Genomic DNA, 23,401 nt, shown 5'->3' with positions numbered 1-23,401 from the left:
AAACTCATTGAGAACACCCGCTGACGGAGGTTGCCATGACCGCTCGCACGCTCAATCTCGACGATTCTCTGTACCAATACCTGCTCGACGTTTCCCTGCGGGAAACGCCGCTGCTCAAGCGTCTGCGTGACGAAACCCAGGCGCTGCCCATGGCTCGCTGGCAGGTGGCGCCGGAGCAGGGGCAATTCCTGGCGTTGCTGGTCAAACTCATCGGCGCCAGGCGTCTGCTGGAAGTTGGCACCTTCACCGGTTACAGCGCGTTGTGCATGGCGGCAGCATTGCCGGATGACGGTTCGCTGATCTGTTGCGATCTCCCTGGCGATTACAACGCCACCGCGCGCCGTTACTGGCAGGAAGCAGGCCTCGCCGCATGCATCGATTTGCGTCTGGCCCCCGCGCTGGAAACCCTCGCGCAGCTTGAGCGGCAAGGGCAGGGCGGGCACTTCGATCTGATTTTCATTGATGCCGACAAGGCTAACTATCCGGCTTATCTGGAGCATGCGCTGCGTCTGCTGCGGGTCGGTGGCCTGGCGGTATTCGATAACACGCTGTGGAGCGGGCGGGTGCTGGAGGACAATCCCGAGAGCGAAGACACCCGAGCCATCCAGGCGCTCAATCGCGCCTTGAAGGATGACTCGCGTGTGGATCTGTCGTTGTTGCCGCTGGGAGATGGCCTCACGCTCTGTCGTAAGCGCTGATCCCTTGTGGGAGCGAGCCTGCTCGCGATAGCGGTGCGTCAGGCCACATCGTCTTTGAATGTGCTGGCCCCATCGCGAGCAGGCTCGCTCCCACAGTGATGTGTGTCGCAGTTATTGAGCCGCCGAAACGCGCCACACCTTGTTCCCCACATCATCCGCCACCAGCAAGCCTCCCTGCTGATCGATCACCACACCCACGGGTCGGCCCATGGCTTTTTCCTCGTCGTTGAGAAAGCCGGTGAGCACATCCACCGGCTGACCGGTCGGTTTGCCGGCGCTGAACGGCACGAAAATCACTTTATAGCCGCTGTGTGGCTTGCGGTTCCATGAGCCGTGCTGACCGATGAAGGCGCCTTGAGTGAACGGCGCGGGCAACTTGCTGCCTTCGGCGAACGTCAGTCCCAGTGACGCGGTATGTGGCCCCACCGCGTAGTCTGGCGCAATGGCCTTGGCCACCCGCTCAGGGTTTTGCGGCTCGACGCGAATGTCGACGTGCTGGCCGTAATAGCTGTAAGGCCAGCCGTAGAACCCGCCATCTTTCACTGAAGTGATGTAGTCCGGCACCAGGTCGCTGCCGATTTCATCCCGCTCATTGACTGCGGTCCACAGTGCGCCGCTCTGAGGTTCCCAGGCCAGACCGTTTGGATTACGAATCCCGGAGGCGAAGATCCGATGGTTGCCGGTGGCGCGATCCACTTCCCAGATCGCCGCGCGACCTTCCTCCTGATCCATGCCGTTTTCACCGACATTGCTGTTCGAGCCCACGGTGACGTACAGCTTGCTGCCATCCTTGCTGGCGATGACGTTTTTGGTCCAGTGGTGATTCAGCGTGCCGCCCGGCAGATCGATCACCTTGATCGGCTGCGACTTGATCGCTGTCTCGCCGTTTTCATAGTGGAAGCGCAGCAGGCGATCGGTGTCGGCGACGTACAGGTCATTGCCGACCAGGGTCATGCCGAAGGGCGAGTTGAGGTTTTCCAGGAACACCGTGCGGGTTTCGGCGACGCCATCGTGGTCCTTGTCTCGCAGCAGGGTGATGCGGTTCGGGCTGGGGACGTCGGCCCCGGCGCGGCGCATGACTTTGCCCATGACCCAGCCGCGAATGCCTTTGCTGTCATCGGGTTTGGGCGGCGCGTTGGTTTCGGCCACCAGCACGTCACCGTTGGGCAGCACGTAAAGCCAGCGCGGATGATCGAGGCCTTCGGCAAACGCCGCGACTTGAGTTCCTGCCGCGGCGATGGGTTTCGCCCCTACAGGCCAGCCGATCGCCGGGGCGATGTTCACCGTCGGGATCAGGGTTTTATTCGGTTCTGGCAGTTTGGGCGAAGGGCCTGTGCCATCCGAGACTTGCAGGCTGGAGGTTTCACCACAGGCGGCGAGCCCTCCGGCGAGCGCGATGATAAAAACAAGCTGGGGTTTGTGCATTACTGATCTTCCCTATGAATGCATTGACGTAATCATAGAGAAGGGTAGATGCATGATGGTTCAACCGGTCAGCCGCGAGCCTCCTTGAGCAGCACGGCGATGCCCGGATGGTAGTGACCGGCTTCATTGCGCAACTTGCGGTAGGCGTAAGGGAAGTACCAGGCCACGGCGCAGGTGTGTTCCTTTTGCAGGTCGTCGACCATGTCCTGGAGTTCTTCCGGGGTGGCGCTGTGCTGGGCTTTCTGCGGCGCAACGAACAGGCAGCCGAGTTTCAGGTCGCTGGCGTAGCTGATTCGCTTGGCGTCGCTGGTGATGTCTGCCAATGCCTGGGTCAGGTTCAGGCTGTTGACCCGCGGCCAACGTTGAGTGGCCTGAAGGTAGGCGCGTTCTTCGGGGGTGGCGATAAACAGATCGGCGCGGCCGTTGCGTTCGCCTTCTTCGTTCTGCTTGCGCGTCGGCGTTTGTTGCAAGGTGACCATTTCCGCCATCCAGGCCGCGGCGGAAAGCAGGCCGAGGTTGGCTTTTTCGTCGTACCAGTAAGGTGTGTCGTTATCGCCGCGCACGGCGTTGTAGCGGTCGATACAGTCAAACCAGCGTTCCAGCACCGGGCGCAGGAATTCCAGCTTCGGATTGCTGATGATCATGCCTTGCATGTGGCTCACCCTTGTTATTGTGTTGTCAGGTTGTGGCTCTTTGATATCACTGCTGACAGTGTGGCACAAGATTGGCGTCAGTTTATTGATCGATGGCAGTTATTCGCTCAGCGGCGCCCCGGCTTTAATTGACGCTCCACCCCCAACCCTCTAACCTTCGCGGCTTGTTTCAGGTGCTCTGTGACCTTGGTCGACAGAGTGAAACAGGGAAGCCGGTGAGTGGATTTCTTCCAGCGAAGAATGATCATGATCCCGGCGCTGCCCCCGCAACGGTAAATGAGTAAAAGCTGCGCCGAGAGCCACTGTGTCGACTATCGATATGGGAAGGCGCGCAGTTGGCCTGGCGCCGCTCATGAGCCCGGAGACCGGCCTGATCCATCCAGCGGCATCACGGTGGGCGATGCCAGGCTTCTTGCCGTCTATTCTTGTGCCTGCCCGCCGTTATCCAGCCTCAACGGAGAGCTCCCCCATGACTGATACCCCCGATCGCGACGAACGCCATCTGGCGCGCATGCTGCGCAAAAAAGCGGTGATCGATGAACGCATCGCCAATTCGCCGAATGAATGCGGCCTGCTGCTGGTACTTTCCGGCAACGGCAAAGGCAAAAGCAGCTCGGCGTTCGGCATGCTCGCGCGGGCCATGGGCCACGGCATGCAGTGCGGCGTGGTGCAGTTCATCAAGGGGCGCAACAGCACCGGCGAGGAGCTGTTCTTCCGGCGCTTCCCGGAGCAGGTGCGTTTTCATGTGATGGGTGAGGGCTTCACCTGGGAAACCCAGGACCGCCAGCGCGACATCGCCGCCGCCGAAGCCGCCTGGGCGGTGTCCCGCGAATTGCTGCGCGATCCGTCCATCGGCCTGGTGGTGCTCGATGAGTTGAACATCGCCCTCAAGCACGGCTACCTCGACCTCGATCAGGTGCTCAGCGACTTGCAGGCCCGTCCGCCGATGCAACACGTGGTGGTCACCGGTCGCGGCGCCAAACCGGAGATGATCGAGCTGGCCGACACTGTCACTGAAATGGGCATGATCAAACATGCCTTCCAGGCCGGGATCAAAGCGCAAAAAGGCGTCGAGTTGTGAGTCAACCACGTCATTGCCCGGCGGTACTGATCGCCGCGCCGGCCTCCGGTCAGGGCAAGACCACCGTGACCGCAGCGCTCGCCCGTTTGCATCGCAACCAGGGGCGCAAGGTTCGCGTGTTCAAATGCGGCCCGGATTTTCTCGACCCGATGATTCTCGAGCGCGCCAGTGGCGCACCGGTCTATCAATTGGACATGTGGATGGTCGGCGAGCAGGAAAGTCGGCGTCTATTGTGGGAGGCCGCTGGCGAAGCTGACCTGATCCTCATCGAAGGCGTCATGGGGCTGTTCGACGGGACGCCATCGAGCGCTGATCTGGCGCGGCACTTCGGTGTGCCGGTGCTTGGCGTGATCGACGGCACCGCCATGGCGCAGACGTTTGGCGCGCTCGCCCTGGGCCTTGCGCGCTATCAGCCGGATTTGCCATTTGCCGGTGTATTGGCCAACCGGGTCGGCACTGTGCGTCACGCGCAGTTGCTCGAAGGCAGCCTGACTGAAGGCTTGCGCTGGTACGGCGCGTTGTCCCGGGAGACCGGGATCGAATTGCCGAGTCGGCATCTCGGCCTGGTTCAGGCCAGCGAACTGAATGACCTCGATTTGCGCCTCGATGCGGCCGCCGCCTCGCTGGCCGGCAGTTGCGACGTGGCTCTACCGCCGGCCGTGGAGTTTGCCGCGCCTGAAATGATCGCAGCCGAACCGTTACTTGCCGGAGTGCGGATTGCCGTGGCCCGGGATGAAGCCTTCGCGTTTACCTACGGCGCGAGCCTGGATCTGCTGCGGGCCATGGGCGCCGAATTGTCTTTCTTCTCACCGATCCGTGACACCCAATTGCCGGAGGCAGACAGTCTTTATCTGCCGGGCGGTTACCCCGAATTGCACCATGTGGCGTTGTCACAGAACACGCCGATGCTGACCGCGATCCGCGCTCACCATGCGGCGGGCAAACCGTTGCTGGCCGAGTGTGGCGGCATGCTGTATCTGCTGGATTCCTTGACCGATGTCGAGGGCACTCGTGCTGAGCTGGTCGGCTTGCTGGCCGGTGAGGCGGTGATGCAGAAGCGTCTTGCCGCGTTGGCCTTGCAGTCGGTGGAATTGCCGGAAGGTTTGCTGCGAGGGCACACGTATCACCACTCGTTGACCAGCACGGAACTTGAGCCGATTGCTCGTGGGCTGAGCCCCAATGGTGGGCGAGGGGCGGAGGCGGTTTATCGCGAGGGGCGGATGACGGCTTCTTACGTGCATTTTTATTTTCCGTCCAATCCATTGGCGATTGCTGCGCTGTTTGCGCCTGACCTTGAGACCGCTTTCGCGAGCAGGCTCGCTCCCACATTAGAGAGTGTGTCGCCTGAAGAAACGCGGTCCACTGTGGGAGCGAGCCTGCTCGCGAAGCGGCCATGACCGACAACGCATTTTCCGAAGCCGAACGCGAAGCTGTTTATCGCGCGATTGCAGAGCGCCGCGACATGCGTCACTTCAGCGGCGGCACCGTTGAGCCTGAGTTACTGAGGCGTTTGCTCGAAGCCGCGCACCAGGCGCCGAGTGTCGGCCTGATGCAGCCCTGGCGTTTCATCCGCATCAGCGACCGGGCACTGCGCGGCAAGATCCAGCAGCTGGTGGAAGAGGAACGCATCCGCACCGCCGAAGCCCTCGGCGAGCGCACCGACGAATTCATGAAGCTCAAGGTCGAAGGCATCAACGACTGCGCCGAGGTGCTGGTCGCCGCGCTGATGGACGATCGCGAACGGCATATCTTCGGTCGGCGTACGCTGCCGGAAATGGACATGGCCTCGCTGTCCTGCGCCATTCAGAACCTTTGGCTGGCGTCCCGCGCCGAAGGGCTGGGCATGGGCTGGGTGTCGCTGTTCGAGCCGCAAGCCTTGGCGGACTTGTTGGGTTTACCGGCCGGGGCCAAGCCTTTGGCCGTTCTTTGCCTGGGGCCGGTCGAGGCATTCTATCCAGCGCCGATGCTGGTACTCGAAGGCTGGGCGCAGGCGCGTCCGCTCGACGAGTTGCTGTATGAAAACTATTGGGGAGTGAGTCAATGAGTGTGGCGTTGTTGAGTGTCGCCGCGGTCGCGCTGGATGCGCTACTGGGTGAACCCAAGCGCTGGCATCCGCTGGTGGCGTTCGGTCGTTTTGCCGATCGCATCGAGCAACGCTTCAACTCCGGTGGCCGCGGCTGGCGCAGTCACGGCGTTACGGCCTGGGTGATGGCGGTCGTGCCGCTGACCTTGCTGGCCACCGCACTTTCCTGGGCGCCTTACGTTGGCTGGGTCGTCGAGATTCTCGCGCTCTATTGCGCCCTCGGAATGCGCAGCCTCGGTGAGCATGTCGAGCCAGTGGCCAAGGCCCTGCGCAGCGATGACTTGATCGAGGCGCGCCAACGCGTCGGTTATCTGGTCAGCCGTCAGACCAGCGAACTGGATAAAACCGAAGTCGCTCGCGCCGCCACCGAATCGGTGCTGGAGAACGGCAGCGACGCGGTGTTCGCCGCGCTGTTCTGGTTTGCCGTGGCGGGGGCGCCCGGCGTGGTGCTTTATCGCCTGAGCAACACCCTCGATGCGATGTGGGGTTACCGCAACGATCGCTTCGAACGTTTCGGCTGGGCCGCGGCGAAGATCGATGATGTTCTGAACTACATTCCCGCACGCCTGGTGGCGTTGACCTACGCGTTACTGGGAAAAACCCGACTGGCATTGAAGTGCTGGCGCACCCAGGGGCCGACCTGGGACAGCCCGAATGCCGGACCGGTGATGGCCGCCGGTGCCGGTGCGTTGGGTGTCGAGTTGGGCGGGGCGGCGATTTATCACGGTGAACTGCATCAGCGTCCACAACTGGGTGAAGGCCTGCCGGCGGATGCCGACTCCATCGACCGTGGCTGGCAATTGGTCCAGCGCGGGGTATGGTTATGGCTGCTGATTCTTTGCGTGGGGGCTGAATTCTATGCTTGAGCACGGTGGCCGGTTACGTAAGGCGGCGCTTCAATATGGCATCGCCGAGGCCGATTGGCTCGACCTGTCCAGTGGCCTTGCGCCCTGGTCGTTTCCGGTGCCGGACATCCCGCTGCGGGCCTGGGCGCGATTGCCGGAAACCGATGATGGTCTGGAACAGGCTGCCTGCGACTATTACGGTGCGGCCCAAGTGTTGCCGGTGGCCGGGTCGCAAATGGCGATTCAGTTGCTGCCGCGTTTGCGCCGGGCCGGCAAGGTCGGCGTGCTGTCGCCGTGTTACGCCGAACACGCCGAAGCCTGGCGTCGCAACGGTTACATCGTGCGTGAAGTGCTGGAGCAGGAAGTCGATTTCTTTATCGACAGCCTCGACGTGCTGGTGGTGGTCAATCCGAACAATCCCACGGGGCTGAGCCTGACCCCGGCTCGCCTGCTGGACTGGCATACGCGGCTGGCCCAGCGCGGTGGCTGGCTGGTGGTGGATGAAGCGTTCATGGACAACACGCCGCAGTTGAGCCTGGCGCCGTTCACCCATCAGATCGGCTTGATCGTGCTGCGATCGTTCGGCAAGTTTTTCGGCCTGGCGGGTGTGCGGCTGGGGTTTGTGCTGGCCGACCGCAAGTTGCTCAAACTACTGGCCGAACAGGTCGGGCCTTGGGCGGTCAGCGGGCCGACCCGTGTGCTGGGCCAGGCTTGCCTGACGGACACGGACGGGCACACCCGACAACGCATTCGCACGGATGAGGCGGGCGAACGTCTGGCGTTGCTGCTTGAGCAGTATGGTTTCAAACCTCAGGGCGGCTGCGCGTTGTTCCAATGGCTGATCACCGAGCGCGCCGAAGCGCTGCATGAGTTCATGGCCCGACGCGGCATTCTGCTGCGGTTATTCACGAACAACAGCAGCCTGCGTTTTGGCTTGCCGGCGGATGAGGCAGATTGGCAGCGTCTCGAGCAAGCGCTTGAAGCCTACGTCAAGGAAGCGCAATGACTACGTTGATGGTGCAGGGCGCGACTTTGATGGTGCAGGGCACCACTTCAGACGCCGGTAAAAGCACGTTGGTGACGGCGCTGTGTCGCTGGGTCACGCGCCAGGGTGTGAGTGTCGTGCCGTTCAAACCACAGAACATGGCCCTCAACAGTGCGGTGACCGCCGACGGTGGCGAGATCGGCCGTGCTCAAGCGGTACAGGCCCAAGCTGCCAATCTCGAACCGCACACCGACATGAATCCGGTGCTGCTCAAACCCAACAGCGACACGGGCGCCCAAGTGATCATTCATGGTCGCGCGGTCACCACCATGAATGCCGTCGCCTATCACGACTACAAAGCGATCGCCATGCAGGCGGTACTGGCCTCTCATGAACGTTTGAGGGCGGCGTATCCGGTGGTGATGGTCGAAGGGGCGGGTTCGCCGGCCGAGATCAACCTGCGCGCCGGCGACATTGCCAACATGGGGTTTGCCGAGGCGGTGGACTGCCCGGTGGTGCTGATTGCCGACATCAATCGCGGTGGGGTTTTTGCGCATTTGGTCGGTACGCTGGAGCTGCTGTCGGCCAGCGAACAGGCGCGGGTCAAAGGCTTCATCATCAACCGTTTTCGCGGCGACATTGCCTTGCTGCAACCCGGTCTCGATTGGCTGGAGGCGCGCACTGGCAAACCGGTCATTGGCGTTTTGCCGTATGTGATGGACCTGCATCTTGAGGCCGAGGACGGTCTTGATCAGCGTCAGACCGACAAGGCCGATCAAGTGCTCAACGTGGTGGTGCCGGTACTGCCGCGCATCAGCAACCACACCGATTTCGATCCACTGCGCCTGCATCCGCAAGTGGACCTGCAATTCATCGGCCCCGGTCAGGCGATTCCGCCGGCCGACCTGATCATTCTTCCCGGCTCGAAAAGCGTGCGCAGCGACCTTGCATACCTGCGGGCCAACGGCTGGGACACGGCGATCTCGCGCCACCTGCGCTACGGCGGAAAAGTGCTGGGGATCTGCGGCGGTCTGCAAATGCTCGGCGAGCAGGTGCATGACCCGCTGGGTCTCGAAGGCGCACCGGGTTCCAGTGCCGGTTTGGGCTTGCTGGCGTTCGAAACGCAGCTCGAAGAAGAGAAGCAGTTACGCAATGTGCATGGGCGTCTGGCGCTGGAAGATGCGCAGGTCAGCGGCTATGAAATTCACGCGGGCGTGACCACCGGGCCGGCGCTGGAAAACGCCGCCGTGCAGCTGGACGATGGTCGCTGCGATGGCGCGCAAAGTGCCGATGGGCAGATTTTCGGCACGTATCTGCATGGTCTGTTCGAGTCACCGGCGGCATGCAGTGCACTGTTGCGCTGGGCTGGTTTGCAGGATGTGCAGGAGGTGGATTACCACGCCTTGCGCGAGCGCGATATCGAGCGGTTGGCGGATTTGGTGGAGAAGCATCTGGATACTTCATTGCTGCGTGAACTCTGTGGGTTTTAGGGGGATTTCGAGACCGCCATCGCGAGCAGGCTCGCTCCCACATTGGAACGCGGTCAACTGTGGGAGCGAGCCTGCTCGCGATGGGGTACGTCGCTACACCACCAATTAGAAGGTTGATGACCATGCTGCAACTGATCCTCGGCGGCGCCCGATCCGGTAAAAGTCGCCTGGCTGAAAAACTGGCGACAGGCAGTCAGCTTCATGTCACTTACATCGCCACCAGCCAGCCTCTGGACGGTGAAATGAACGAACGAGTGGCCCATCACCGCGCCCGCCGTCCGGCCGAATGGGCGTTGATCGAAGAACCGCTGGAACTGGCCCGCGTGCTGCGCGAGAACGCCAGTGCCGATCGTTGCTTGCTGGTGGATTGCCTGACGCTGTGGCTGACCAATCTGCTAATGCTCGATAACACCGAGCGCCTGTCGGCCGAACGCGAAGCCCTGCTGGACTGCCTGGCGTCGTTGCCGGGTGAAATCATTTTTGTCAGCAACGAGACCGGTATGGGTGTCGTGCCGCTGGGCGAATTGACTCGCCGCTATGTCGATGAAGCCGGTTGGCTGCATCAAGCCTTGGCCGAGCGCTGTCAGCGAGTCGTCCTGACCGTCGCCGGCCTGCCCCTGACTTTGAAAGGAACTGCGTTATGACTCACTCCTGGTGGCTGAACCCGTGCAAGCCAATCGATGCGCAAGCGGTCGAGCAGGCGCAGGCGCGACAACAGCAACTGACCAAGCCTGCCGGCTCGCTCGGCCAGCTCGAATCGGTGGCGGTGCAACTGGCCGGGTTGCAGGGGCAAGTCAAGCCGACGCTTGATCAGCTGTGGATTGCGATTTTTGCCGGTGATCATGGCGTGGTCGCCGAAGGGGTGTCGGCGTTTCCGCAGGAAGTCACCGGGCAGATGCTGCACAACTTTGTCAGCGGCGGCGCGGCGATCAGCGTGTTGGCGCGGCAGTTGGGGGCTTCTCTTGAAGTGGTCGACCTCGGCACCGTCACGCCGTCGTTGAATCTGCCGGGTGTGCGTCACCTGAACGTCGGCCCGGGCACGGCGAATTTCGTCCAGGGGCCGGCGATGACTCAGGCTCAAGGCGAACTCGCCTTGCAGGCCGGCCGCGACAGCGTGCAGCGCGCCATTGCGACAGGTGCGCAGTTGTTCATCGGTGGCGAGATGGGCATCGGCAATACCACTGCCGCCAGCGCCTTGGCCTGTGCCTTGCTCGATTGCCCGGTGGTGCATCTGGCCGGGCCGGGCACCGGTTTGAACGCGGCGGGTGTCAGCCGTAAAGCCCACGTCATTGAACGGGCCTTGACGTTGCACAGTGCTCAACGGGGCGATGCGCTGCAAACCTTGTTCAACCTTGGCGGTTTCGAAATCGCTGCTCTGGTCGGCGCGTATCTGGCCTGTGCTCAGGAAGGTGTTGCGGTGTTGGTCGACGGGTTTATTTGCAGCGTCGCCGCGCTGGTGGCGGTGCGTTTGAATCCAGCCTGCCGTGAGTGGTTGCTGTTCGGTCATCGTGGTGCCGAGCCGGGTCATCGTCATGTGCTCGAAACCCTGAACGCCGAACCGTTGCTGGACCTCGGCCTGCGGTTGGGCGAGGGCAGCGGTGCGGCATTGGCTGTGCCATTGCTGCGCCTGGCCTGCGACCTGCACGGGCAGATGGCGACATTCGCCGAAGCCGCGGTGGCGGATCGCCCGGCATGACCTTGCGCCTGGACCTGTTGCGCCATGGCGAAACCGAACTCGGCGGCGGTTTGCGCGGCAGCCTCGACGACGCACTGACCGACAAGGGCTGGGAGCAGATGCGCGCCGCAGTAGTCGAGCAGGGGCCTTGGGATCGCGTGGTCAGTTCACCGCTGCAGCGTTGTGCACGCTTTGCGCAAGAGCTCGGGGCACACCTGGGGTTGCCGGTGCAGCTGGATAAAGACCTGCAAGAGCTGCACTTCGGCGCCTGGGAGGGGCAGAGCGCTGCGGCGCTGATGGAAACCAGCGCCGAGGCGTTGGGCTTGTTCTGGGCCGATCCCTATTCGTTCACGCCGCCTGACGGTGAGCCGGTAGCGGACTTTTCTGCGCGAGTGTTGGCGGCAATCGAGCGGCTGCACGCGGCCTATGCGGGTGAGCGAATCTTGCTGATCAGCCATGGCGGCGTCATGCGTTTATTGCTGGCGCAAGCGCGTGGATTGCCTCGAGAACAGCTGCTCAATGTTGAAGTCGGCCATGGTGCGTTGTTCTCGTTGTCGGTCGAATCCGGTGTCTTGTTAAGGGAAGCGATCTGACCATGTTGCCGTTCTGGATCGCCCTGCAATTTCTGAGCAGCCTGCCGATTCGCCTGCCGGGCATGCCGACGCCCGAGGAGCTGGGCCGGTCGCTGCTGTTTTATCCGCTGGTCGGTTTGCTGTTCGGCGCGATTCTGTGGGGGCTGAACTGGCTATTGCTGGGCACGCCATTGTTGCTTCACGCCGCGTTGCTGCTGAGTGTTTGGGTCGTGCTCAGCGGCGCGTTGCATCTGGATGGCCTGGCCGACAGCGCCGATGCCTGGCTCGGTGGCTACGGCGACCGCGAGCGAACCCTGACAATCATGAAAGACCCGCGCAGCGGGCCGATTGCCGTGGTGACGCTGGTGCTGGTGTTGCTGCTCAAGTTTGCCGCGTTGCTGGCGCTGATCGAGCAGCAACACAGCGTGGTCCTGATCATCGTTCCACTGATTAGCCGCAGCGCGTTATTGGGGGTGTTCCTGACCACGCCTTACGTGCGTCCGGGTGGATTGGGGCAAGCGCTGGCCGATCATCTGCCGCGTTCGGCCGGTCGGCAGGTGTTGGTGATCAGTGCGGTGGCCTGTGTGCTGATGGCTGGCCTCAGCGGTGTGTGGGCGCTTGTGTTGGCGGCGGTGTTGTTTGTCTGGTTGCGGCAAGTGATGGTGCGGCGATTGGGCGGGACGACGGGGGATACGGCGGGTGCGTTGCTGGAATTGCTGGAAGTGGCGGTGCTGGTGGGCGCGGCGCTGCTCTGAACCCCTGTAGGAGCGAGGCTTGCCCGCGAAGACGGCGGTACAGTCAATATTGATATCGACTGACACACCGCCTTCGCGGGCACGCCTCGCTCCTACGGTAATATGTTTCAAAAAATTTGCTTTCATTTAACCGCGGGTATATACACGCACCATGCTTCCTTCTCAATGTTTGTGCACTAATCTGCGTCGCGCCGCTCGTGGCGTCAGCAGGTATTACGACGGCGCTCTCGACGGCTTCGGGATCAACGTTGCCCAGTATTCTCTGCTGTGCAATCTGCAGCGTCTGGATCAGCCGAGCATCTCGTCTCTGGCCGAAGCCATGGGCCTGGATCGCAGCACTCTTGGGCGCAATCTGCGGGTGTTGGAGGGTGAAGGCCTGGTGACGCTGGTCGAGGGTGAGGACATGCGCAATCGCATCGTTCTGCTCACCGAGACGGGGCGTGAACGTCTGGCAGCGGCCTTGCCGGTCTGGGAAGCGGCGCAGCAACGGTTGATCGACCGTCTGGGTGCCGAGAAGCGCGAAACCTTGCTGAAACTGCTGGACGAACTGGCTTGAGGCCAGTTTGTTCGAACTTAAGCGGGTATATACCCGCTACCGGAGAACAAGAATGACATCGATGTGGCGTACATGCGGTTGGGTTCTGTTGGGGAGCGCGCTGATTCTGGCGTTGTCCCTGGGTGTGCGACACGGCTTCGGGTTGTTTCTGGCGCCGATGAGTGCCGAGTTCGGCTGGGGCCGCGAAGTATTTGCCTTCGCCATCGCCTTGCAGAACCTGATCTGGGGCCTGGCGCAGCCGTTCACCGGCGCACTGGCCGACCGCTTTGGCGCCGCGAAGGTGGTGTTGATCGGCGGTGTTCTGTACGCCCTGGGGCTGGTGTTCATGGGGTTGTCCGATTCGGCGGTGACCTTGTCCTTGAGTGCCGGCCTGTTGATCGGTATCGGCCTGTCCGGCACCTCCTTCTCGGTGATCCTCGGCGTGGTCGGCCGTGCCGTGCCGCCGGAAAAACGCAGTATGGGCATGGGGATCGCCAGCGCCGCCGGTTCTTTCGGTCAATTCGCCATGTTGCCCGGCACGCTGGGGCTGATCGGCTGGCTTGGCTGGTCCGCGGCATTGCTGGTGCTGGGCCTGGTGGTAGCGCTGATCATACCGCTGGTGAGCATGCTCAAGGACAAACCACTGCCGGTCCTCGGACATGAGCAAACCCTCTCTGAAGCGCTGCGTGAAGCCTGTTCCCATTCGGGGTTCTGGCTGCTGGCGTTCGGTTTCTTTGTCTGCGGCTTTCAAGTGGTGTTTATCGGTGTGCACCTGCCGGCCTATCTGGTGGATCAACACTTGCCGGCCTCTGTCGGCACCACGGTGCTGGCGCTGATCGGGTTGTTCAATATCTTCGGCACCTATACCGCGGGCTGGCTTGGCGGGCGGATGTCCAAGCCACGCTTGCTTACCGGTCTGTATCTGTTGCGGGCGGTGGTGATTGCGTTGTTCCTCTGGGCGCCAGTCACCGAGGTCACGGCTTATTTGTTCGGCATGACCATGGGATTTCTCTGGTTGTCGACGGTGCCCTTGACCAACGGCACGGTGGCGACCTTGTTCGGCGTACGAAATTTGTCCATGCTCGGTGGCATCGTTTTCCTCTTCCACCAGCTCGGCTCGTTCCTCGGTGGCTGGTTGGGCGGGGTGGTGTATGACCGAACCGGGAGCTACGACTTGATCTGGCAGGTGGCGATTCTCTTGAGTCTGTTGGCTGCAGCCCTGAACTGGCCGGTGCGCGAGCAGCCGGTGGCGCGTCTGCAAACCCGGATGAGTGCAGCATGAACAGTCTCTGGCCGCGGATAGCGGTTATCACCGTCGGCCTATTGCTGTTGACCCTGGCATGGTGGGGTTGGCGTCAGGGTGGCCTGGCGTTGATGCAGTTGGGCATGGGGGCTTGCTAGGGCCTCGAAACCCCGATTGACGCCCACTAAAAAGCCCCGCCTCTGTACAAGAGCGCGGGGCTTTTTCAATTCAGGCGGCGAGTGAGAAGCCGTCAGAAGCGGTAGGTTGCGCCTACACCGAAACCGTTTGCCCAGTTTTCATACTTGGCGTTGTAGGTCTGGCCACGGTTGTTACTGTTGTTGACCTTGACCGACTCTTCACGCAGGTACGAGTACGCCACGTCGATGGTCAGGTCGTCGGTCGGGCTCCAGCCGGCGCCCAGGCTGAAAATCTTGCGATCGCCTGTCGGGATGCGCGGAGAACGGTTGACGTTGTTGGTAGGTGCCTGGTCGAAGGACAGGCCGGTACGCAACACCCATTCCTTGTTCAACTGGTAAGACGCGCCGATGGCGTGAGCCCAGGTGTCGTGCCAGTTCTGTTCTTCGGTGATGGTGCCGAACTGACCGTTCAGGGCGCGCGGAACACCTTTGTTTTCGACGGTGATATCTTTCAGGCGGCTCCAGCGAGTCCAGGTGCTGCCTGCGTAGAGGGTCCACTTGTCGTTCAGCGCGTGAGTGAGCGAGAGGTCGACCGATTCAGGGGTGGTCAGGTCCAGCGAAGCATCGTACTTCTGGTTTGGATTCTGGCCCACGGCCGCGAGGACGTTGTAGTTGACCTTGGTGTCACCCTCAAGCTTGTACTTCACTTTCGAGTGGTAGGTCAGGCCGACGCGCGTGCTGTCGGTGGCTTGAACCAGTACGCCGATGTTGTAGCCCAGTGCGGTATCGTCGCCCTTGATCTTGACGTCACCGTCCGGCGCGCGCGGGTTCAGCGACAGGTTCGATTCCAGGGTGCCCTCAATGTGGTTGATGGTCGGACCGAAACCGATCGACACCTTGTCGTTGAAGGCGTAGCTGACGGTCGGCTGCAACGTCATGATTTTCACGTCACTCTTGCTGCCGAAGTAACGGCCGGCAAAGCCTTTTTCGTAGTCAGTCACCAGGCCGAACGGGGCATACATGCCGATGCCGAAAGCCCAGTGGTCGTCGATGGGCTTGACGTAGTAGCCCATCGGCACGGCGAGGAAGGGAACCATGTCGCCGTCGTTGGAGCCGCTGTTAGGGCGGGAGCTGGCGTGGCTGATGTCGGTGTGTGCATCGAGCAATGCAACGCCACCTGTCACTTGTTCGCGCTTGAGGCGAGACATACCGGCAGGGTTGCCAAAAATGGTGCTTGCGTCGTCGGCAGCAGAGGATCGACCGGCAAAACCTGTACCCATCCCGCTGATACTTTGTTCGTTGATGGCAAAGCCAGCTGCGAATATCTGGGTGGATGCCATGGCAACGGCGAGGCTAAGGGTGGTTTTGAGCATTACTTTTTTCATTATTAGAACTCCTGGTGATCACCGGGGCGAAAATTACCAACATTTTCGTCCGGGCGCTATAGCCTGTATCGCTGGAGTTAGAGCGGTTTTGTAGGACAATCCGACCAGAATCGCGCCTGTTGTGCGATCTTCGGAAATGGTGGGGTCAGCAGGCGACCTGATTCAACGATGAAACACAGGTTTGCCAGGCGCAGGTGAAATCTCGCAGACGACCTTGGGGCTGAAAGGTCTGGCGCCAGATTCGGGCCATTCCCAGCAAATCATCGGGAGCGGGGAGGGGGGTATTCTGTTCTTCTACCAGCAGCCAGGCGATGGCGGTGGCGTAACGCAGGTTGACGGTCAATTCCAGGTGCGGCCCGCTTAAAAAAGCATGCTGACTCGCCAGGCCGCGAACCAGGCTTGCCCGTTCCGGATCGAGTGCCAGGTAATGATCCCAGAGGGCTTGGTGACGGGGTTCGGCGATTCGGTACAAGCCGTGTCCACGGCGGTCATGCAGGGCTGACCCTAGGGCTGACTGACTGGCGGCAATACCCAGCAGCAGGGATTCGGCAGTTGCGCTATGGCGTCCGAGGTAGATCAATGTCGGACGGATCACATAGCGGCACAGTTCGCTGGCAGCGATACCCATAAAGGCCTCGAATCATGAAGTGGTCGGCGACACCTGAAGGGGGCCTTGGCAGCTATGGATCGAATCAGGCTCGCCGGAAGCGGATCAAGCCGCTTGAGTTGAAGTGTAGTGTCATTATTTCGCTGTAAAGGACTGTTTTTAAAATATTTCCGGCTTCGAGTTATAACCGTTATATCGGTTAGTGCTTAGGCAATGAGGGCCAAAAGAGAAACATCGGGCAATAAAAAGCCCCGCTTTTTGAGCAGGGCTTTTGGGTTTCAGCTTTTCTGGCGTCTCAGGCAACCAGTGCCTGACGAGTACGCTCGATCACAGCCTGCAGCGGTTCTGCGCTGGAGTATTGATCAGGGTACAGGCGTTCGCTGTGACGAGCGATGCCGTGTTCATTGACCAGAGTGAAGCTGAAGCAGCCTTTGCGAGCGGCCATGATCAGGCAGTTCATTGGAGCAAAAGCATTGGTTAGGGTGCGAATGGCATCCTGAGTGTGGATTTGAGTAGACATAATTGGGTGTTCCTACAAGCGACACGGATAAGAACCGTGCAAAGTTAAAACGTTCCAGTGACGACGACCACCATTGGTCGAACGAAGAACCCGACTGGAACAAAGCAGCCAGTTTGAAGCGCTATAAATTGGCGCGCTTGGGCTGGCAGGTAGGTACTTAGGAGGGCAGGCAACACATCAAGGGCAAAGGTTCTGGGCCCGGGGTGAAGATCCTGATCAATTTGCAGGTTGGTTCGGTCAGAGTAAGTGAGCTTCGCAACACCCTTTGCTTTCGATTCAAAGGCTGTGTTGGCGTAAGGCTTACCTGGAAACCATCGAGGTGGTCGATCCCGTTTTGTCGGTGGAGGCTTCCTTGGGGAAGGCTGACCGGGGGGATTTGTTCGACCAGAATTGACTTTCAGCTTGGTACTAACGCCGCGGATACTAACGGATTGAATCGACGAAGGGAAGTCTGTTCGCAAAAAAGACTGCTGGACTGTCTGGCCGATGGGGTCCGAACAGAGCGTTGGGAAGGAGCCCGGGCCAGCATGCGCTCCGTAACAGGACATAACTTCACCGTTGATCGGAGCGCTGGATCGACTCGGGATCAGTCTGTGGCGCGGGTTTGCAAGGTTATCCCCAAACGTTACCGCCAAAACGCGCCGAAAAAGCGCATCGATATAACCGTCTCGAAGGCACTTGTGCACATAAGTTGCGCAAGCTGTCATGCCACTGTCATCCTCGTCTCAACGACAGTGGGTGCCTGTAACGAAAATTTAAGTCAATGAAAAACATCGCTTTTTTTTACTGGTGAAAAAATCGTCAGTTTGACTGTGAGCCCCGTTCCACAGGGCTTTGCGCGAGTTCAAAGGCGGTTGTCCACTGAGTTATCCACAGCTTCTGTGGATTGTCCCAAGCGCTTGCTCTAGGACGGGCGTGCCGGCTTTTTTCGACTTTACCTGTACGAAAAAAAGAGTAGAGTGGCGCGCCTTCCGATCTGTCCCGCAGTGCTTTATGAAGTTTCGCTCAGAATCAGTCTCTGCTACCTCCATAACCCCTTGTGTTACCACCCCCAAGCGCTTTTCAATGCGTGTGGCCGAGTGGCTGCTGGACAGCCCGCGCCTGGGCGAAAACCCTAACGTCAAACACTTCGCCGGACGTTTGCTCAAGCAGCCTGCCCGTGAGGGTATCGTGGCCGCGCAAAGTCGCCTTGGCCAGTTGATGTGTCGCGAATGCGGCAATGCCCGGGATCGCCGTATTGGCCAGGATTTGTTGCGCCAGGCCGCGCGCGCGGGAGACCGGCGCGCTCAGCAGGAACTCGGTCTGATCGAAGACTGAGCTGTCCAAGACCTGACGCCTTGGTTAACCTTCAGGCTTTATCTCAACGGCAGGAATGGCTATGGCATTGGACTTGACCAGCGCATTGCTGGGGCTGGCGGGCGCTGCACTGCCGTTACTGGCACTGGCCTGGCAACTTCAGCGTCGGGCGAGCGCGGGGCAGGCCGAACTGGCGTTGCTGGAAGAGCGCCTCGCCATCGCCCAGCTGACGCAGGATGGCTTGAATGCGCAGCTTGATACTTGTCGTGATGAAATCGCTGACCTGAGCCAGGCCAACGCGGCCAAGCAAGCCGATCTGGCCGCCGTGCGCCGTGAAGTCGAACTGCTCCAGATCGAGCGCGATGATGCCCGCGATGCAGCCCATGCCTGGAATATCGAACGCGCTGGCAAAGAGGCTGAGTTGCGTCGCCTGGACGCTCAGGCCGCCTCCCTCAACGCCGAGCTGCGTGAGCAGCAGGAAAGCCATCAGCAGCGTCTCAACGACCTTCAAGGCTCGCGAGACGAGCTGCGCGCGCAATTCGCCGAGCTGGCGGGCAAGATTTTCGATGAGCGTGAGCAGCGCTTTGCCGAAACCAGCCAGCAGCGTTTGGGCCAATTGCTCGATCCGTTGAAGGAGCGCATTCAGTCGTTCGAAAAGCGTGTCGAGGAAAGCTATCAGGCTGAAGCCCGCGAGCGCTTTTCCCTGGCCAAGGAGCTGGAGCGGCTGCAACAACTGAACCTGCGCTTGAGCGACGAAGCCACTAACCTGACGCGCGCCTTGAAAGGGCAGAAAACCCAAGGCAACTGGGGCGAGTTGATTCTCGAGCGAGTGCTTGAGCACGCGGGCCTGGAGAAGGGGCGTGAGTACCAGACTCAGGTCAATCTCAAAGGGCCGGACGGTGAGCGTTTCCAGCCGGATGTGATCATTTACCTGCCCGGCGACAAGCAGGTCGTGGTCGATTCCAAAGTCAGCCTCACGGCTTATCAGCAGTATGTGGCGGCCGAGGACGATGCCATCGGCCAGATCGCGATCAAGCAGCATGTGCTGTCCCTGCGCAGTCACGTCAAAGGCTTGGCTGGCAAGGACTACAAGCGGCTCGACGGGTTGCACAGCCTGGATTTCGTCCTGCTTTTCGTCCCGATCGAAGCGGCGTTTTCCGCAGCGTTGCAGGCTGAGCCGACGCTGTTTCAGGAGGCCTTCGACCGCAATATCGTGATCGTCAGCCCGACCACCTTGCTGGCCACCTTGCGGGTTATCGACAGCCTGTGGAAGCAGGAACGCCAGAGCCAGAACGCCCGGGAAATCGCTGAGCGTGCCGGTTGGCTGTACGACAAGTTCGTGTTGTTCATTCAGGATCTGGATGAGGTCGGAAATCGCTTGCAGCAACTGGACAAGGCCTACAGCTCTGCACGCAATAAGCTGACAGAAGGCCGGGGCAACCTGGTCAGTCGCAGCGAGCAGCTCAAATTGCTTGGCGCGCGGGCCAGCAAAAGCTTGCCGGCGGACCTGTTGGAGCGAGCGATGACGGATGTCGATGGCCTGGCCGAGTTGCCGGAGTAGCCGAAAAGCTTCGCGAGCAAGCCCGCTCCCACAGTGGATTGGTGTTGTTGCACAAATAGAGTGAACACCACAAACCCCTGTGGGAGCGGGCTTGCTCGCGAAGGCGTCAATCGCCCCACTACAGGGTTCAGACTTGCCGCGCTACAACGGCAAATGCCGACTCAACAACGCCCGCAATGCCGCCGGTTTCACCGGTTTGGCCAAATAATCCAACCCGGCCGCATGCACCTGCGCCACCATCTCCGGCCGTCCATCGGCACTGATCACCACCCCCGGCACTGGCTCGCCCAGTTGCGTGCGCAGCCATGCCATCAGCTCGGTCCCGGTCTCGCCATTGTCCAGGTGATAATCCACCAGCGCCAATTGCGGACGCATTCCATCACCGAGCAGCGTCGCGCATTCATCGCGGTTGCGCGCGGTCCAGACCTGGCAACCCCAGCGTGTGAGCAAACTGTTCATGCCAATCAGGATGCTGTCTTCGTTATCGATACACAGCACCTGCGCGCCGCTGAGCACATGACCATTGAGTTCGGCAGCCTTGGCCGGCGCCGCGGTTTGTGCCCGAGCCAACGGCACGCTGACACTGAACACGCTGCCGCGCCCCGGCCAGGAACGCACGCGCAAGGTATGACCCAGCACACGACACAACCCATCGGCAATCGCCAGGCCCAGGCCCAGGCCTTTCTCGGCCCGGGTCTGGTGGCTGTCGAGGCGTTTGAATTCTTCGAAAATGACCTGCTGTTTGTCTTCCGCAATCCCCGGCCCACGGTCCCAGACCTCCAGGCACAGCTCGCCGTTGCGCCGCCGAACGCCGAGCAGTACGGGCCCTTTGGCGTAGCGAAAGGCATTGGTCAGGAAGTTCTGCAAGATCCGGCGCAGCAGTTTGATGTCGCTGTCGACCCGTAACGCGCTGCCCCTGACGCGGAATTTCAATCCCTGTTCCTGCGCCAGCGCCTTGAACTCGGCACCCAGCGTGTCGAACAACTCATTGAGCACAAATGGCTTGCGATCCGGGTTGATCTTGCCGTTTTCCAGGCGGGATATGTCCAGCAGATCGCTGATCAAGTCCTCGGCCGAGCGCAGTGAACTGTCCAGGTGATGAACCAGTTTCTGGGCTTCGCTGGACAAGCCGTCGTCTTGATGGGAGAGGGCGGCAGAGAACAGCCGCGCGGCGTTCAGCGGTTGCATCAAGTCATGGCTGACGGCGGCCAGGAAACGGGTTTTCGACTGGTTGGCCGATTCGGCGACGCCCTTGGCTTCGGTCAGGGCAAGGTTGAGCTGCGACAGTTCGTGGGTCCGTTCGATGACCCGTTGTTCCAGGCCTTCATTGGCTTCGGTCAGTGCCTGCTCGGCCTCGCGGAACGCGGTGATGTCGGTGAAACTCATGACGAAACCGCCGCCGGGCATCGGGTTGCCGATCAGCTCGATCACTCGACCATTGGGGAACAGTCGCTCGGAGGTATGAGCCCGCCCCTGGCGCATCCAGTGCAAGCGGCGAGCGACGTGCACTTCCGCTTCGCCGGGGCCGCACAGACCGCGCTCGGCGTTGTAGCGAATGATGTCGGCAATGGGCCGGCCAACGCTGATCAAACCGTCGGGATAGTTGAATAACTCAAGGTAACGCCGGTTCCAGGCCACCAGTTTCAACGACTGGTCGACCACGCTGATGCCTTGGGTGATGTTCTCGATGGCGCCTTGCAGCAGCGCGCGGTTGAACTGCAGCACTTCCGAGGTTTCGTCGGCGATCCGCACGACGTCCTCGAGTTGCATTTCCCGACCTTCGATGGCGGCTTTCACCACTGCCCGGGTCGACGATGCGCCAAGTACACCGGCCAGCAGCCGTTCGGTGTGGGCGATCCATTCACCGTCGGCATTCTGGTTCGGGTTGAACCCCTTGCCTTGACGGTAGGCGAAACGGATGAAGCTCTGACGAGCGCGTTCTTCGCCGACAAAACGGGCGGCCAGTTGCAGCAAGTCGTTGATCTGTACTGCCAGCATCGAACGGGCACTCGGGCGGGCGCTGATTTCCTGGCCGATGAAGCGTCCGGCCTGCCAGTGCTCCGAAACCCGCGTGCGTGACAGCAGCGAGACCCAGGCGAACAAGGTGAAGTTGCCCGCCAGGGACAGCACCACGCCTTGAGTCAGCGGCGTGATCGGCAGGTTCAGCGGGTTGCCTTGCAGCCAGGCCAAGCCCGGAAGACTGCTCAGGGGCAAGCCGAGACTGTTGGCGGCAATCGGCAACACCAGGGTGTAGAACCAGAGGAACGTCCCGGTGGCCAGCCCGGCGAATACACCCCGGCGATTGGCTTGTTTCCAGTACAGCGCGCCGAGCATGGCCGGAGCCAGTTGGGTCACGGCGGCGAAGGCGATCTGGCCGATGGTCGCCAGGCTTGCGGTCGAGCCCAGCAGGCGATAGCTGACGTAGGCCAGCAACAGGATGACCACGATGCTGACCCGGCGCACCGAAAGCATCCATTGGCGGAACACTTCGAATGGCCGCTCGGCGTTGTTTCGCCGCAGCAACCAGGGCAGCAACATGTCGTTGGAGAGCATGGTCGACAGCGCCACGCTGGCCACGATCACCATGCCGGTTGCCGCCGAAGCGCCGCCGATAAACGCCAGCATCGCCAGGGCCGGGTGAGACTGTGCCAGAGGCAGGCTGATGACGAAGGAGTCCGGCAGCACCGAACTGGGCAGCATCATCTGACCGGCCAGCGCGATCGGTACGACAAACAGCGCCGCCAGTGCCAGATAGGCCGGGAACACCCACTTGGCCAGGCGCAGGTCCTGAGGCTCGATGTTTTCCACCACGGTTACGTGGAACTGCCGGGGCAGGCAAATGATTGCCATCATCGCCACACCGGTCTGCACCACCATGGACGGCCAGTTGATGGTTTCTTTCCAGTACGCTTCGAGGCGCGGGGCGAGCATGGCCTGGTCGAACAGGTCGTCGAAACCGTCGTACAGGCCGTAGGTCACGAAGGCGCCAACCGCGAGAAAAGCGAACAGCTTGACCAGCGATTCAAAGGCAATTGCCAGCACCATGCCACGGTGGTGTTCCGTGGCGTCGAGGTTACGAGTACCGAAAACGATGGTGAACAGCGCCAACACCAGGGATACGATCAGCGCCGTGTCCTGCGCGCGCGTGCCCATGGCGTCGGCGCCGGCGCCGATCAGCAGGTTCACGCCCAGCACGATGCCTTTGAGTTGCAAGGCGATGTAGGGCAGTACGCCGACCAGGCAGATCAGCGCCACCACCACCGCCAGCGACTGGGATTTGCCATAGCGGGCAGCGATGAAGTCGGCGATGGAGGTGATGTTCTCCTGTTTGCTGATCATCACCATTTTTTGCAGGACCCACGGTGCGCAGACCAGCAGCAGGATCGGCCCGAGGTAGATCGGCAGGAATGACCAGAGTTGTTCGGCTGCCTGGCCCACGGCGCCAAAGAAGGTCCAGCTGGTGCAATAAACGGCCAGCGACAGGCTGTACACCCAGGCACGCACCCGTGGCGGCAACGGCGCGCTGCGCCGGTCACCGTAAAAGGCGATGGCGAACAGGATGGCCATATAGGCCAGGGCGACGGTGGCGATCAGCCCGGTGGACAGCGACATGGGAACTCCAGACAAAAGACATCCGGGACTCCGCCCGGTCAGGACAGTCTCGCATGACCGCCTGAGTTAGTCAGTGTCGACCAAGGTCGTGGCGTGGCGGGGTGTCGCAGGTTGGGGAGACCGTCAGATCTTTGGTGCCTGTGCGGGCTTCATCGCGAGCAGGCTCGCTCCCACATTGGATCTATGCCGGTCACAATTTATGTGTCCACTGAGATCAACTGTGGGAGCGAGCCTGCTCGCGAA

The 23,401-nt window shown here is 61.1% G+C and carries 22 protein-coding genes and 1 riboswitch; of the genes, 16 read left to right on the top strand and 6 right to left on the bottom strand.

Translation table 11 applies throughout. From position 1 onward, the window contains the following. Window positions 1–35 precede the first annotated feature (35 nt). A complete protein-coding gene (locus tag KGB14_RS15620) occupies window positions 36–698 on the top strand; it encodes a class I SAM-dependent methyltransferase (protein ID WP_223487685.1) in 663 nt (220 codons plus the stop codon). Window positions 699–809: 111 nt separating this feature from the next. On the opposite strand, the gene KGB14_RS15615 is transcribed toward KGB14_RS15620, so the two are convergent. Both KGB14_RS15615 and KGB14_RS15610 read right to left on the bottom strand, forming a co-directional pair. Further along, window positions 810–2,123: a PQQ-dependent sugar dehydrogenase gene (locus tag KGB14_RS15615; protein WP_223487684.1), complete on the bottom strand. Its 1,314-nt coding sequence runs from the start codon at window positions 2,121–2,123 to the stop codon at window positions 810–812. A 68-nt stretch (window positions 2,124–2,191) separates the two neighbouring features. Beyond that, complete coding sequence (locus tag KGB14_RS15610; RefSeq protein ID WP_223487683.1) at window positions 2,192–2,776, bottom strand: hypothetical protein; 585 nt, start codon at window positions 2,774–2,776, stop codon at window positions 2,192–2,194. 154 nt (window positions 2,777–2,930) lie between these two features. Next, window positions 2,931–3,165, top strand: a riboswitch (cobalamin riboswitch). Between the two features lie 80 nt (window positions 3,166–3,245). On the opposite strand from KGB14_RS15610, the gene cobO reads away from it, so the two are divergent. The 13 genes from cobO (at window position 3,246) to KGB14_RS28475 (ending at window position 14,198) form a co-directional block, all read left to right on the top strand. Beyond that, entirely contained in the window at window positions 3,246–3,857 is a 612-nt protein-coding gene (cobO, locus tag KGB14_RS15605; RefSeq protein WP_223487682.1) for a cob(I)yrinic acid a,c-diamide adenosyltransferase, read from the top strand. After that, a complete protein-coding gene (locus KGB14_RS15600) occupies window positions 3,854–5,254 on the top strand; it encodes a cobyrinate a,c-diamide synthase (protein ID WP_223487681.1) in 1,401 nt (466 codons plus the stop codon). The genes cobO and KGB14_RS15600 overlap by 4 nt, the downstream gene beginning before the upstream one ends. Next, window positions 5,251–5,901, top strand: coding sequence for a 5,6-dimethylbenzimidazole synthase (bluB, locus tag KGB14_RS15595; RefSeq protein WP_223487680.1), 651 nt, complete (start codon window positions 5,251–5,253; stop codon window positions 5,899–5,901). Before KGB14_RS15600 ends, bluB begins: the two co-directional genes overlap by 4 nt. Further along, window positions 5,898–6,806 (top strand): adenosylcobinamide-phosphate synthase CbiB, encoded by a 909-nt coding sequence (cbiB, locus tag KGB14_RS15590; RefSeq protein WP_223487679.1) that lies wholly within the window; start codon window positions 5,898–5,900, stop codon window positions 6,804–6,806. Before bluB ends, cbiB begins: the two co-directional genes overlap by 4 nt. Then, a complete protein-coding gene (gene cobD, locus KGB14_RS15585; protein WP_223487678.1) occupies window positions 6,799–7,791 on the top strand; it encodes a threonine-phosphate decarboxylase CobD in 993 nt (330 codons plus the stop codon). The genes cbiB and cobD overlap by 8 nt, the downstream gene beginning before the upstream one ends. 8 nt (window positions 7,792–7,799) lie before the next feature. Further along, window positions 7,800–9,260 carry a cobyric acid synthase gene (locus KGB14_RS15580; RefSeq protein ID WP_411740788.1) on the top strand — a complete coding sequence of 487 codons (1,461 nt, stop codon included), beginning with the start codon at window positions 7,800–7,802 and terminating at the stop codon, window positions 9,258–9,260. Between the two features lie 122 nt (window positions 9,261–9,382). Continuing rightward, window positions 9,383–9,904 (top strand): bifunctional adenosylcobinamide kinase/adenosylcobinamide-phosphate guanylyltransferase, encoded by a 522-nt coding sequence (gene cobU, locus KGB14_RS15575; RefSeq protein ID WP_223487677.1) that lies wholly within the window; start codon window positions 9,383–9,385, stop codon window positions 9,902–9,904. Beyond that, a complete protein-coding gene (gene cobT / locus KGB14_RS15570; protein ID WP_223487676.1) occupies window positions 9,901–10,956 on the top strand; it encodes a nicotinate-nucleotide--dimethylbenzimidazole phosphoribosyltransferase in 1,056 nt (351 codons plus the stop codon). Before cobU ends, cobT begins: the two co-directional genes overlap by 4 nt. Next, the gene (gene cobC, locus KGB14_RS15565) at window positions 10,953–11,528 is read left to right on the top strand and encodes an alpha-ribazole phosphatase family protein (RefSeq protein WP_223487675.1); all 576 of its coding nucleotides are present in this window, start codon (window positions 10,953–10,955) and stop codon (window positions 11,526–11,528) included. Before cobT ends, cobC begins: the two co-directional genes overlap by 4 nt. Before the next feature lie 2 nt (window positions 11,529–11,530). Continuing rightward, window positions 11,531–12,262 carry an adenosylcobinamide-GDP ribazoletransferase gene (locus KGB14_RS15560; RefSeq protein WP_223487674.1) on the top strand — a complete coding sequence of 244 codons (732 nt, stop codon included), beginning with the start codon at window positions 11,531–11,533 and terminating at the stop codon, window positions 12,260–12,262. A gap of 151 nt (window positions 12,263–12,413) precedes the next feature. Continuing rightward, a complete protein-coding gene (locus KGB14_RS15555) occupies window positions 12,414–12,818 on the top strand; it encodes a MarR family winged helix-turn-helix transcriptional regulator (RefSeq protein WP_223487673.1) in 405 nt (134 codons plus the stop codon). Window positions 12,819–12,870: 52 nt separating this feature from the next. Beyond that, window positions 12,871–14,079, top strand: a complete 1,209-nt coding sequence (locus tag KGB14_RS15550) for an MFS transporter (RefSeq protein WP_223487672.1) — start codon at window positions 12,871–12,873, stop codon at window positions 14,077–14,079. After that, complete coding sequence (locus tag KGB14_RS28475) at window positions 14,076–14,198, top strand: hypothetical protein (protein WP_263294632.1); 123 nt, start codon at window positions 14,076–14,078, stop codon at window positions 14,196–14,198. Before KGB14_RS15550 ends, KGB14_RS28475 begins: the two co-directional genes overlap by 4 nt. Before the next feature lie 92 nt (window positions 14,199–14,290). On the opposite strand, the gene KGB14_RS15545 is transcribed toward KGB14_RS28475, so the two are convergent. The 3 genes from KGB14_RS15545 to KGB14_RS15535 all read right to left on the bottom strand — a co-directional run bounded on the left by KGB14_RS15545 (window position 14,291) and on the right by KGB14_RS15535 (window position 16,689). Continuing rightward, window positions 14,291–15,562 (bottom strand): OmpP1/FadL family transporter, encoded by a 1,272-nt coding sequence (locus tag KGB14_RS15545; RefSeq protein WP_223487671.1) that lies wholly within the window; start codon window positions 15,560–15,562, stop codon window positions 14,291–14,293. A gap of 145 nt (window positions 15,563–15,707) precedes the next feature. Continuing rightward, window positions 15,708–16,190 carry a hypothetical protein gene (locus tag KGB14_RS15540; RefSeq protein WP_223487670.1) on the bottom strand — a complete coding sequence of 161 codons (483 nt, stop codon included), beginning with the start codon at window positions 16,188–16,190 and terminating at the stop codon, window positions 15,708–15,710. Window positions 16,191–16,464: 274 nt separating this feature from the next. After that, window positions 16,465–16,689: a hypothetical protein gene (locus KGB14_RS15535; protein WP_007898912.1), complete on the bottom strand. Its 225-nt coding sequence runs from the start codon at window positions 16,687–16,689 to the stop codon at window positions 16,465–16,467. Between the two features lie 993 nt (window positions 16,690–17,682). On the opposite strand from KGB14_RS15535, the gene KGB14_RS15530 reads away from it, so the two are divergent. Both KGB14_RS15530 and rmuC read left to right on the top strand, forming a co-directional pair. Continuing rightward, complete coding sequence (locus KGB14_RS15530) at window positions 17,683–18,006, top strand: sel1 repeat family protein (RefSeq protein ID WP_223487669.1); 324 nt, start codon at window positions 17,683–17,685, stop codon at window positions 18,004–18,006. A 175-nt stretch (window positions 18,007–18,181) separates the two neighbouring features. Beyond that, window positions 18,182–19,546, top strand: coding sequence for a DNA recombination protein RmuC (gene rmuC, locus KGB14_RS15525; RefSeq protein WP_185047204.1), 1,365 nt, complete (start codon window positions 18,182–18,184; stop codon window positions 19,544–19,546). A gap of 141 nt (window positions 19,547–19,687) precedes the next feature. Here rmuC and KGB14_RS15520 read toward each other — a convergent pair whose 3' ends face one another. Beyond that, on the bottom strand, window positions 19,688–23,158 hold the full coding sequence (locus KGB14_RS15520; RefSeq protein ID WP_223487668.1) for a PAS domain-containing hybrid sensor histidine kinase/response regulator: 3,471 nt from the start codon (window positions 23,156–23,158) through the stop codon (window positions 19,688–19,690). Window positions 23,159–23,401: the final 243 nt, after the last annotated feature.

Source organism: Pseudomonas sp. A-RE-19, assembly GCF_019956555.1.
In the GTDB taxonomy this organism is placed as follows: Bacteria; Pseudomonadota; Gammaproteobacteria; order Pseudomonadales; family Pseudomonadaceae; genus Aquipseudomonas.
The sequence above is the reverse complement of the archived record's forward strand: the minus strand, read 5'-3'. Positions and strand labels throughout refer to the sequence as shown.